12 protein-coding genes are annotated in these 10,712 nt (G+C 68.6%); 7 read left to right on the forward strand and 5 right to left on the reverse strand.

The features are described 5' to 3' along the window. Positions 1-416: 416 nt before the first annotated feature. The 3 genes from FXO23_RS49690 to FXO23_RS49700 are packed head-to-tail and all read right to left on the reverse strand — an operon-like array spanning position 417 to position 2,526. A complete protein-coding gene (locus tag FXO23_RS49690) occupies positions 417-854 on the reverse strand; it encodes a winged helix-turn-helix transcriptional regulator (protein ID WP_158896074.1) in 438 nt (145 codons plus the stop codon). Between the two features lie 40 nt (positions 855-894). Further along, positions 895-2,040: a cation:proton antiporter gene (locus FXO23_RS49695; protein WP_158896076.1), complete on the reverse strand. Its 1,146-nt coding sequence runs from the start codon at positions 2,038-2,040 to the stop codon at positions 895-897. A 6-nt stretch (positions 2,041-2,046) separates the two neighbouring features. Next, complete coding sequence (locus FXO23_RS49700) at positions 2,047-2,526, reverse strand: cation:proton antiporter regulatory subunit (protein WP_158896077.1); 480 nt, start codon at positions 2,524-2,526, stop codon at positions 2,047-2,049. A gap of 403 nt (positions 2,527-2,929) precedes the next feature. Here FXO23_RS49700 and FXO23_RS49705 point away from each other — a divergent pair, with 403 nt between their 5' ends. The 7 genes from FXO23_RS49705 to FXO23_RS49735 all read left to right on the forward strand — a co-directional run bounded on the left by FXO23_RS49705 (position 2,930) and on the right by FXO23_RS49735 (position 9,192). Next, positions 2,930-3,694, forward strand: a complete 765-nt coding sequence (locus FXO23_RS49705) for a TetR/AcrR family transcriptional regulator (RefSeq protein ID WP_158896079.1) — start codon at positions 2,930-2,932, stop codon at positions 3,692-3,694. A 311-nt stretch (positions 3,695-4,005) separates the two neighbouring features. Further along, complete coding sequence (locus FXO23_RS49710) at positions 4,006-5,529, forward strand: FAD-dependent monooxygenase (RefSeq protein WP_158896081.1); 1,524 nt, start codon at positions 4,006-4,008, stop codon at positions 5,527-5,529. Further along, complete coding sequence (locus tag FXO23_RS49715; RefSeq protein WP_158896083.1) at positions 5,526-6,146, forward strand: TetR/AcrR family transcriptional regulator; 621 nt, start codon at positions 5,526-5,528, stop codon at positions 6,144-6,146. The genes FXO23_RS49710 and FXO23_RS49715 overlap by 4 nt, the downstream gene beginning before the upstream one ends. A gap of 94 nt (positions 6,147-6,240) precedes the next feature. Then, positions 6,241-6,888: a TetR/AcrR family transcriptional regulator gene (locus FXO23_RS49720; RefSeq protein ID WP_246258617.1), complete on the forward strand. Its 648-nt coding sequence runs from the start codon at positions 6,241-6,243 to the stop codon at positions 6,886-6,888. A gap of 3 nt (positions 6,889-6,891) precedes the next feature. Then, positions 6,892-7,749, forward strand: a complete 858-nt coding sequence (locus FXO23_RS49725; protein ID WP_158896087.1) for an ABC transporter ATP-binding protein — start codon at positions 6,892-6,894, stop codon at positions 7,747-7,749. Then, positions 7,746-8,456, forward strand: coding sequence for a fluoroquinolone export ABC transporter permease subunit (locus FXO23_RS49730; RefSeq protein ID WP_158896089.1), 711 nt, complete (start codon positions 7,746-7,748; stop codon positions 8,454-8,456). Before FXO23_RS49725 ends, FXO23_RS49730 begins: the two co-directional genes overlap by 4 nt. Position 8,457: 1 nt before the next feature. After that, positions 8,458-9,192 carry an ABC transporter permease gene (locus FXO23_RS49735; RefSeq protein WP_158896091.1) on the forward strand — a complete coding sequence of 245 codons (735 nt, stop codon included), beginning with the start codon at positions 8,458-8,460 and terminating at the stop codon, positions 9,190-9,192. Positions 9,193-9,278: 86 nt separating this feature from the next. On the opposite strand, the gene FXO23_RS49740 is transcribed toward FXO23_RS49735, so the two are convergent. Further along, positions 9,279-10,250 carry a hypothetical protein gene (locus FXO23_RS49740; RefSeq protein ID WP_158896093.1) on the reverse strand — a complete coding sequence of 324 codons (972 nt, stop codon included), beginning with the start codon at positions 10,248-10,250 and terminating at the stop codon, positions 9,279-9,281. Then, positions 10,247-10,465 (reverse strand): hypothetical protein, encoded by a 219-nt coding sequence (locus FXO23_RS49745; protein ID WP_158896095.1) that lies wholly within the window; start codon positions 10,463-10,465, stop codon positions 10,247-10,249. Before FXO23_RS49745 ends, FXO23_RS49740 begins: the two co-directional genes overlap by 4 nt. Positions 10,466-10,712 lie beyond the last annotated feature (247 nt).

Raw genomic sequence — 10,712 nt, forward strand, 5'->3', positions numbered from 1 at the left:
CCGGCCAGCAGGAACAGCAACGCGGTGGACAGGACAGTGCGGGCCGCGACCCCGGACAACGACACGCTGACCAGCAGCACGATGCCGAACGCCAGCACCAGAACCACGCCAGGTCCCCCGTCCACGTCATCCGCCTACCCCGTTCGAGGCAGGCGTGCCGACCAGACTTCCCGGCGCTCCAGCCCGTAAAGATGCCGCAAAGGTGATCCGGGGGCAAACGGGCTTCCCGTCCCAGGTCGGTCACGGCCCGGTTACACCCTGCCACCTGCGGTTCCGCCAGAGTGATCGTCACCACAGATCGTGTTGAGGCCGGATTTATGCCGCCCTACCCCCTACCCTGCGGCTGCCAATGGCGGCCGAGCCTGGCGCCAGCACGACACACACCGCTCAATTCGCTGACCTCGCCTGACCCCGGGTCAGTGGTGCCGGCACGATCCGCTGTCAGCCTGGGAGAGATCTTCTTCGAACAACTCGATCCACGCGTCCAGCCGGTGCAGGTGGCGCGCGAGATGCCGGCCTTGGTCGGTGGGCTCGTAGCAGGTATCGGGCGGGTCGTGCTCGTCCCAGGAGCCGCAGGCGCGCGGTCGGCGGACCATCCCGGACGCGGCCAAAGCCCTCAGCGCCACGGTGAGGGTCGTCGTTCGAGCCCTTGTCTGCTGACGCAGACTCGCGTACGTCCCCGGGCCGGATGTGAGGGCATCGAGAACCTCAACCACACAGCGGACACTGATCAGAGCCGCCACCTGGTCAGAAATCGTGCGTTGTTCCTCCTCGCCGGGGTGGTCGGCAGGCAGGGTAGTGCCGATTGCGACCGGTCGAGCGCGGCCGGACGATTGAGTGTCGAATCTTGACACGCTCCAGACGGCTGCTGTCGATCCGTGTCCGGCCGATGGGCTACGACGTGGTGCGTGTGCGGTGGCCCAGCCATCGGGCGGCCAGTGGCCCGATGACGGCGAGGATAAGCACGTAGGCGGTAACCAGCGGGCCCAGCGCGGGGGCGGTGGCTGCGGCGAGTCCGACGATGACGATGGAGAACTCGCCCCGGGCGATCAGGGCGGCACCGGCACGGAGCCGCCCGCGCCACCCTGCGCCGTCGCGGCGGGCGGCGAACCAGCCGGTGGCCAGCTTCGTGACAGCGCCCGTGGCGGCAAGTGCCGCGGCGATGGGCAGGACCGGGATGAGGTCGGCGGGGGTGACCGCGAGACCGATGGAGACGAAGAACGCTGCGGCGAACAGGTCGCGCAGCGGGGCCAGGACTGCGCGGGTGCGTTCGGCGGCGTCACCGGTCAGGGTGAGTCCGACGAGGAAGGCGCCCACCGCCGCGGAGGCGTCGACGAGTTCGGCGAGCGCGGCCACGACCAGGGTCGTGCCGAGCACGCGGAGCATGAGCTGTTCGGAGTCCGGGTGCGCGAGCCATCGGTTGACGTGGTGGCTCCACCGGTGCGACGCGAGGAACGCCGCGGCCACCGCGCCGACCGCGAGGAGGACGCCGAGGCCCGCTTCCCACCACAGGCCGCCCGCGGCGAGCACGGCGAGCACGGGCAGGTAGACGGCCATCGCGAAGTCCTCCATGACCAGGACCGACAGCACTGCGGGAGTTTCGCGGTTGCCCAGGCGCCGCAGGTCGCTCAGCAGCCGCGCGATGATGCCGGAGGAGGAGATCCAGGTTGCGCCGGCGAGCGCGAGAATGCCGAGGCCGTTCAGCCCGAGCAGCCAGCCGGCGAGAGCGCCGGGGCCCGCGTTGAGCACCAGGTCCAGCAGCGCGGAGGGAACATGGCGGCGCAGGCTGTCGGTGAACTCCGCGGTCGAGAACTCCAACCCCAGAGTGAGCAGGAGCAGCACGACGCCGATGGCCGCGCCGGCGTGGACGAACTCGCCTGCTGCCGGCACCGGCGCGATGCCGCCCTCGCCGAGAGCGAGCCCAGCCAGCAGGTAGAGCGGGATCGGTGGCAGCGCGAACCGCCGGGCAACCGCGCCCAGCCCGCTGAGCGCCATCAGGATGACACCCAGCTCGAGCAGCAGCGCTAGCGGCGTATGCACGCGAGCTCAACCCCGGATGATCTCGCGGACGCCCTCGATGCCGTCATGCGTACCGATCACGACGAGCACGTCCCCACCTCGAATGACCTCGGCCGGCCCGGGTGAGGCGAGGACGTCCTCACCGCGCACGATCGCCACGATCGACGCACCGGTCCGAGTACGGGCCCTCATGTGTCCCAGCGGATGCCCCGCGTGGGGCGAAGTGGCCGGGACATCGATCTGGCCCGCGCTCAGCCCGGGCACCTCGCGGGTGAGATCAGCGAATCGTTCGGCGATACGGGGCGCGCCCAGGATCTCGGCGACCGTGTCCGCCTCCTCCTGGGTCAGCCGGAACAGAGGCCGGCTTTCGTCGGGATCGTCTTCGGGGTAGCTGACCATTTCGAAATCGCCGGTACGCCGCGCGATGATTCCGATCCGGTCCCCGTCCGCGTTGGTGAACTCGTAGCGCAGCCCGACCCCGGGCAGCAGTACTTCGTTGACGTCCATCGCCCCATCATGGAACACGAGCCCCGCACTCGCTCACGCCACGAACCCGATAAACGCGTGGCTACGTTCCTCTCGGTGGACACGGACCGTTCGATCTCCGACACCGGAAGCGCTCGGCTGCTCGCTCGCCCGCGGCCGCCGCACACGGCTATCCTTGGCGTTTTCCCGAATGTGTCCTTTTTGGACTTCCGCGACTACCTGTGTGAGCAGGAAGTGTGCCCACCGGTGATCGGAAACGTACTGGTGTATATCGACGACACAGCCCTGCGGGCGCACCCTCCGCGCGGGTAGCGCCTACCTCGTTGCGCGGATCGATCCCCACGTATCAGGAACTGGAGCGTTGGCGTCGCCGCATGTACGAAAGTGACTGAAGAACCAGATTGGTCAGGTAGCTGGCGTTGTGATGAGAGACGAGAAGGCGGCGCGCATTCTCGACGCGGCCGAAGCGCTGCTGGTCAGGTTCGGGTATCGCAGGACCACCGTGGACGATGTCGCGCGCGAGGCACGCATTGGCAAGGGCACCGTGTACCTGTACTGGCCGAGCAAGTTGGAGCTCTTCGGGAGCGTGCTCACCCGCCAGTCGGCGCACATGCTCGACGAGCAACTCGCCAGAGTGAGAGCCGATCCGGCCGAGGTCCGGTTGCATCGGTCGATGCGATGCACGTTCCGCCAGATCGTGCGGCGACCGCTGTCCAAGGCGTTCGCCACCCGCGACTACGCCGTACTCGGTGACCTCCTGACGGGGAGCCAGTCCGGTACGCGGTTCCTGACCGGAAAGCTCGAAACAACGGCACGCTATGTGGCCGTTCTGCACCGGCACGGGCTGGCCGACGATCCAGCGGCCGATCCGTCCTTGCTGTACCGGCTTTCCACCTCGGTCACCGGCGCCTTCCTGCTCGAAGGCGCACCGGGCATGGGCGATCTCAGCCTGGAAGACAAAGCCGACGCACTGGCGACCACGCCGCGCAGAGCCTCCGAACCCGCGGCCAGGCCGACGCTGCGCTGCGTCGATGCGGTCAGCGCCCTCTCCCCCACCCTGGTGGACGAGCTACCACCCGGCTCGGCGCCGCGCGGCTCGAAGCTCTCCGGCCACCTCGCCCGGCTCATCCCCACCATGCGCAACCTCAGCCTGTACGCCCGCTACGAGTTCGACGCCGGCCCCGCCTGAAATGCTCCCACGGCACCTGAGGATCCCCCGCGCCTTGATGCGGGTGGCTTGGGGCCTTGCCGCATGAACTGGATTACCGGCGGGCCGGGTCGCGGGGATCCTTCAGGGAGGACCGCGAACAACGCCTGGCCGACCACGACGCTCGGCGTGCTGATCTTGATCCGCGCCGGTCCGCACGCGCCGAGCGGACCGGTTCGTGCGGCCGCAAGCCGTGCTTGGCGGAGGAGCAGCATGCCACAGAAGGATGGACTTCGAATGCCCGGTCCGCTATTTTGTTAACGGTTCCGTTCCGTTAACAAAATGAGGCGGGTATGGACACCACTGAAGTTCTGGTCGTCGGCGCGGGGCCCACCGGGCTGACTCTGGCTTGTGCCTTGCTGCGGCAGGAAGTGCCGGTACGGGTGGTGGATCAGGCGCCGGGCCCGGCGGCGACGTCGCGAGCGAACATCCTGCACGCACGCGGAGTCGAGGTGCTCGATCGGCTCGGTGCGCTGGGTGATCTCCCGGAGCGCGCGGTCACCGCGCTCACCATCACCGCCTACGCGGGCGGGCGGCCGGTCAGTTCGCTGCGGTTCGGCGATGTCGGCCTGGGGACCGCGCGGCCCGCACTGCTGGTGTCGCAGGCCGACATCGAGGCCGAGTTGCGGCGAGTGCTGGCCGAGCTGGGCGGCGCTGTGGAGTGGAACACCGCCCTGACCGGCGTCGAGCTGGACGATACCGGTGTCACTGCCGCCCTTGGTACGGGCAAGTCCGTGCGGGCCTCCTGGCTGGTCGGCTGCGACGGCGCGCACAGTGCCACGCGCAAGCTGGCCGGGATCGGGTTTCCCGGCGCGCCGATCGCCGATCGGTGGCTGCTGGCCGACGTGCGCCTCGACTGGCCGCTGGACCGGTCCGGATCGCATGGCTGGCTGCACCGCGATGGAGTGTTCGGCGCGTTGCCCATGCGGATGGTGGGTGGTGCGGACGATGTGTGGCGGCTGATGGCGTACGTCCCCGATGCCGGTGCGGAAAAGCTGGGCGAAGATCAGGTTCTGGAGTGGTTCCACCGGCTGCTTCCGGAGCGGACCGGTGTGACCGACTTCCGGATCCGCGGCGCGGTGTGGACTTCGGTGTTCCGCATCCACCGGCGACTGGCCGAGCGGTACCGGCGTGGTCGTGTCCTGCTCGCCGGGGACGCCGCGCACATCCACAGCCCGCTGGGCGGGCAGGGCATGCTCACCGGGATCGGCGACGCGGAAAACCTGGCCTGGAAACTCGCGCTCGTCACCGAGAATCGGGCAACCGAGGCACTGCTGGACACCTACCAGGCCGAACGCCGCCCGCTGGCGGTCAACGTGCTCCGCCGGACGAGCGCGAACACCCGGTTCCAGGTGGGCACCGGCCCGGTGACCCGGTTCCTGCGCGAGCGGGTGGTGACCCCGCTGCTCGACCGGCCCGTCGCACAGCGATGGGCGACCGCCGCGGCCGCGCAGTTGTGGGTGAGCTACCGGCGTGGCCCGCTCGCCGAGCCGACTTCCCGGTTCGCCCGGCGCCCGCGCCCGGGCGACCGAGTTCCCGACCTGCCCTGCCGTCGAGCGAACGGCGACACCACGCGTTTGCACGCCGAACTCGGCGACCGCTGGGCGCTGCTGAGTTCCGCCACCGTCGAAACACCGCTGGCCCTCGCCCGCGAACGCCTGGGAGAGCGAATCGACAACTTCACGCTCGCTGACGTGCGCCCCGGTGAAGTATGGCTGGTCCGGCCGGACGCGCACCTCGCTTGGCGGGGCGCCCCGGAGGCGGGCGGGCTGGCGCGCTGGCTGGACCACGCCCTGCGGACGGGACGAGTCCGATGACCGCCGAGCCCAGCGCTCCCCCAGGCCGCCGCGGCCGGGGAAGGCCCCGCGATGCCCGAGCGGACGCGGCGATCCTGCGCGCCGCGCTGGACCTGTTCCTCGAGCGCGGCGTGGAGGGAACCAGCATCGAGCAGGTCGCCAAGCGAGCCGGTGTCGGCAAGCTGACCGTCTACCGGCGCTGGAACTCCAAGGAAGCGCTACTCGCGCAGGCGATCGAGTCCGCCCGCGGCGACCTGCCGACGGCCCAGGACGATCTTGGGGGCCTGTCACTCACCGAATTGATCTCCCGCACACTGTCGGCGCAGGCCGAAATCCTTGCCGCACCCCGGTTCCGCGCGCTGATCGCCCAGATCTACGGCTCCAGCACGCGGCATCCGGAACTGATGGAAACCTACTGGGAACACCACGTTCGCCCGCGGCGCGAGGCCGCCCGCGCGCTGCTCGAACGCGCCCGGGCCGAGGGCTTGCTGGCCGAGGACACCGATCTCGATGTCCTGATGGACATGATGGTCGGGGCGGTGACCTACCGGCTGATCCAGCCCGGCACCATCAACGCCGCCCACCTGCGCCGTTACCTCGAAGCGGTCTACCGCCAGCTCGGCTTGCTCCCACCCTGACCTCCCGCCCCGACGAAGCCGCCTCCTTGCCTCTCTTGCCGACCGGCTTGACGTTGAGTAATGTCTTCTGTGAACAAAAAATCAATCTGTTCATATGGATACAGGAGGGTTCGTGCCACCGGCCTTCACCGCCGAAGAACGAGAGCGGGTCACCGGGTTGCTGCTGGAGGCCGGGCTGCGGTTGTTCACCAGCCAGGGGTTGCGCAAGACGTCGCTGGACGAGCTGGTGCGCCCGGCGGGGATCGCGAAGAGCAGCTTCTACGCCTTCTTCGACTCGAAGGAAGCGCTGTACCTGGAGCTGATGTTCCAGCGGTTGCCCGCGCTGCGCGAACAGGTGATGGGCGCGCTGTTCGCCGAAGACCTGGACACCGCCGAGGTGATCCGCCGGTACCTGCGCGGCGCGCTGCGCGTTCAGCGTGAGGATCCGCTCTACCGCCGCCTGTTCACCCACCCCGACGAGCTGGCGGCCGTCGCCCGCCGGGTGCCTCCGGAGCGGATCGAGCAGGCGCGGGATGAGCTCGTGCGGCCGATGGTCGAGTTTCTCGAGCGGCGGCAACGCGCGGGCGAACTGATCGACGCCGATCCCGCCGTGGTCTACGGCGCGCTGCAGTGCGTGCTGGTCGTCCCGTTGCAGGAAGACCAACTCGACCCGGCGGTGTACCCCGCGGCCCTGGACCTGCTCGTGGAACTCGTCGCGTCCGGGCTCGCCCGGCCGCGCGGCCAAGGAAAGGAGAACGAGTAAGAGATGATCACCGTGGAGGGGTTGACCTTCCGCTATCCGGGCAGCGCCGAACCGGCGGTCCGCGGCATGGATTTCGAGGTCCGGTCGGGCGAGGTCTTCGGTTTCCTCGGCCCCAGCGGCGCCGGGAAGTCCACCACGCAGAAGATCCTCATCGGCCTGCTCACCGGGCACGGTGGCCAGGTTTCGGTCTGGGGCAAGGATCCCGCGGCTTGGGGCCCGGACTATTACCAGCGCGTCGGTGTTTCGTTCGAGCTGCCCAACAACTACCTGAAACTCACCGCGCGGGAGAACCTGGAGTTCTTCGGCTCCCTCTACAACGGACCAACACGCGACCCGATCGAGCTGCTCGACCTGGTGGGCCTCGCCGACGACGCCGACACCCGGGTGGCCAAGTTCTCCAAGGGCATGCAGATGCGGCTGGTGTTCGTCCGCGCGTTGCTGCACGACCCGGAGTTGTTGTTCCTCGACGAGCCGACCTCGGGCATGGACCCGACCAACGCGCGCAAGGTGCGCGAGATCGTGCTCGCCGAAAAGGCCCGCGGCAAGACCGTGTTCCTGACCACGCACGACATGGCCACCGCCGACGCCCTCTGCGACCGGGTCGCGTTCGTCGTCGACGGGAAGATCGCCGCCCTGAACTCGCCCAAGGAACTCAAGGTCGAACGCAGCCAGCGCAGCGTCCGGGTCGAATACCGCGACCACACCGGCGCACTGGCCGGGCGCGACTTCGGGCTGGACGGGCTGGCCGACGACCTCGATTTCCTCGCGGTGCTGCGCGAGAAACAGGTGGAAACCATCCACAGCAAGGAAGCCTCCCTCGACGACGTGTTCGTCGAGACCACCGGCCGGAGCCTGACGTGAACCGCGCGACCGCCGTGCTCCGACTCGAAATCAGGCTGCAGTGGCGCTACCGCCTCCTGCACGCCGCGGTGTTCTCCGGGCTGCTGTGGCTCGCACTGCTGCTGCCCCTGTCCCCCGAGCTGCGCTCGACCGCGGAACCGTACGTCATGCTCGGCGACCTCGCGATCGTCGGCTACTACTTCATCGCCGGTGCCATGTTCTTCGAGAAGGGGGAACGCACCCTGCAAGCCGTGGTGTCCACCCCACTGCGGTTCGGCGAGTACCTGCTGTCCAAAGTGGCCACCCTGACCGCCCTTTCGGTGGTGCTGGCGGTATTCGTGGCCACCGCGACGCACGGGCTCGACTACGACCTGCCGATGTTGCTGCTGGGCGCCGCCCTGGGCACGGTGCTGCTGTTGCTGACCGGGTTCCTCAGCGCCATGCCGTTCAAGACGGTCAGCGACTGGTTCCTGCCCGCCATCGGCCCGGTCGCGGTGCTCAATCTCCCGATCTTCCACTACTCCGGCATCTGGGAAACACCGTGGTTCTACCTCATTCCCACGCAGGGGCCGTTGCTGTTCCTCGGCGCGGCGTTCGGCCAGAAAAATCTGGCCGCCTGGCAGATCGCCTACGGCGTGCTCTACCCCGTGTTGTTCGCGGGCCTGCTCTGCCTGCTCGCCCGCCGGATGTTCGCCAAGTACGTGGTCGGCAAGGTCGGAGGTGCCTGACATGACCACCGCCATCACTTCGTTCGGCCGCAACGATCTGCGTGGCCTGCGACGGGAACCGCTGCTCGCCGGCATCGTGTTCGCGCCCCTGGTGTGGATCGCCATGGTCCGCTTCGGCACCCCACCAGCCGAACGTCTCGTCAACGACCGGTACGGCCTGGACCTCGCACCGCACTACCCACTCATCCTGACCGGCTTCCTGCTGCTCACCAGCGCGCTCATCGTCGGTGGGCTGGCGAGTTTCCTCGTGCTCGACGAACGCGACGCGGGCACGTTCGCGGTCCTGCGGGTCACCCCGATCTCCTTGGGGTCCTACCTCGGGTATCGCGCGGCCACGGTGGTCGTGGTGACGACCGGTTATGTGGTCGGCACGATGTCGGCCAGCGGCTTGCTCCCCGCCGATCAGGTCCTGCCCCTGGTACCGGTCGGCATGCTGTGCGGACTGTCCGGGATCATCACCGGGCTGCTCATCCTCGCGCTCGCCCGGAACAAGGTCCAGGGCATCGCCGTCCTCCGCGGACTCGGCATCCTGTTCGCCGGGCTACCCCTGATCCCGTACTTCCTCGGACCCGAATGGCAGTACCCGTTCTGGCTCCTGCCGCAGTTCTGGCCCTCGAAAACCTACTGGCTCATCGCCGAACACGCGACCTGGTGGCCCTACCTGCTCGGCGGCATGCTCTACCACCTACCGCTGATCTGGTTGCTGTATCGCCGATTCACCCGCAGCATCGACTGAGCAGGCACCGTGGTACACCAGAACATTGCCGACCTCCAGCGAGCACCTGGGCTCCGCGGAGCATTACGGTTCCGGCTTGGTGGCGGCTACGCCTCGGGGCGCGGGCCGGTCAGTGCCTGGCGGCGCAGGAGGTCGTTCAGCAGGCCAGCGCCTGGTTCGGGGCTGTCCACTGTCACGTAGACGAGCCCGCCTTTGCGCATCGTGATCGCAAGTGCCGGGCCGCTACGGAGTTTGTAGAGAGACATGCCGGTGAACGGGTTCACGCGATACCCGAATCCTCCGCCCTGGAACAGGCCGAGCTTCACGGCCCGCGCGTGGTCGATTCGGTCGAGCGGGAGATGACGCCGCGGCCATCCGAGCAGGCCGATCCGGATCGTGACGCCCGTCGAATCGACGGTCGCGCCGAGCCGGGAGCCGATGAGTGTGACCACGAGCCCGACACCGAAGAGTACGGCGTAGATCCACGCAGACACGGGGACCATGCCAACCTGGTTGACGAGAACGCTGGACAGCAGGAACCGGTTGGTGGTGCTGCCGATCCACACCGCGCGCTGGCTGGGTCCGAGACCGATGGCGGGCGCGTCGTCGGCGGGGCCGGACAGCGGCTGGGCAGCAGGCGTCGCACCGGCGATGCAACTGGCGAGCGCCCCGCCGATGACGGCGACGAACGGTGTCACCGCCACGACCAGTGCGGAGCCGGTTGCCTCGTGCCAGTCGCGGACGTCGAGGTTGGCGATCAGGACACCGATCGTGCCGCCGGCCGGTAACGTGGCCACGCCGACGAGGCACCCGATCGCGGTGCGCGCGAGGCCATTACCTCGTCGCAGCGCGGTCACCGCCATCGTTGACACGACCATCGCGAGCCCGGCGCTGACGAGCAGAGTGAACTTCAGGAATGGGTCCACTGCCGCGGAGTTGTTGGGTGTGCCATTCGTCCAGCGGATGGCGACCACGGCGGGCAGCCGCGAGCTCCACATCGACCCCAGCGTCGCCGCGGCGGCGATCGCCACCGCGGGGACACCGACCGTGGCCAGCAGAATGCGTGCGCGGTTGATCATGTGTACTTCTCCCTGAGTACGTGGGTGATGAGCTCCCCGACGAGCTCGTTCAGCCGCGCCCGCGGCTTCGCGTCGGCGGTCACCACCGCGGCTTCGGCTTCGACGACCCGAGCGCGGTGGAGAGCATGAACCCCCCGTCTGACGTTCGTCGACGAGCAGACGGGCGTGCAAGCCCCGGAGGTCAGCCAGCTGCCCTGGTCGACGCGCGTGGTCACCAAGCTCTTCACCCGCTGGCCCGCCCAAGCCCGGCGCAGTGTCTGGATCGTGCGCTTCCGCTTCTAGCTCCTCGTTTCGTCGCCGGGGCTCCGTTCAACGCAACACCAGCGCTCATCATGGTCGCGATTTCGGCTGAACCGATCGGGTGAAAGGCGTGGGCCGTCAGCTGTTCTCCTCCAGCCGTACCGTGCCCGCGGTTCCGTCGATGGTGATCAGCTGGCCGGTGGTGATTTCGTGGGTGGCGTT

Source organism: Amycolatopsis anabasis (assembly GCF_009765355.1).
GTDB lineage: Bacteria > Actinomycetota > Actinomycetes > Mycobacteriales > Pseudonocardiaceae > Amycolatopsis > Amycolatopsis anabasis.

Bases quoted from the DNA above. Each gene is read 5' to 3' on its own strand.
- FXO23_RS49720 (WP_246258617.1), top strand. From the start codon at position 6,241: ATGGATACAGGAGGGTTCGTGCCACCGGCCTTCACCGCCGAAGAACGA.
- FXO23_RS49710 (WP_158896081.1), top strand. From the start codon at position 4,006: ATGGACACCACTGAAGTTCTGGTCGTCGGCGCGGGGCCCACCGGGCTG.
- FXO23_RS49740 (WP_158896093.1), bottom strand. From the start codon at position 10,250: ATGATCAACCGCGCACGCATTCTGCTGGCCACGGTCGGTGTCCCCGCG.
- FXO23_RS49705 (WP_158896079.1), top strand. From the start codon at position 2,930: ATGAGAGACGAGAAGGCGGCGCGCATTCTCGACGCGGCCGAAGCGCTG.
- FXO23_RS49715 (WP_158896083.1), top strand. From the start codon at position 5,526: ATGACCGCCGAGCCCAGCGCTCCCCCAGGCCGCCGCGGCCGGGGAAGG.
- FXO23_RS49700 (WP_158896077.1), bottom strand. From the start codon at position 2,526: ATGGACGTCAACGAAGTACTGCTGCCCGGGGTCGGGCTGCGCTACGAG.
- FXO23_RS49735 (WP_158896091.1), top strand. From the start codon at position 8,458: ATGACCACCGCCATCACTTCGTTCGGCCGCAACGATCTGCGTGGCCTG.
- FXO23_RS49725 (WP_158896087.1), top strand. From the start codon at position 6,892: ATGATCACCGTGGAGGGGTTGACCTTCCGCTATCCGGGCAGCGCCGAA.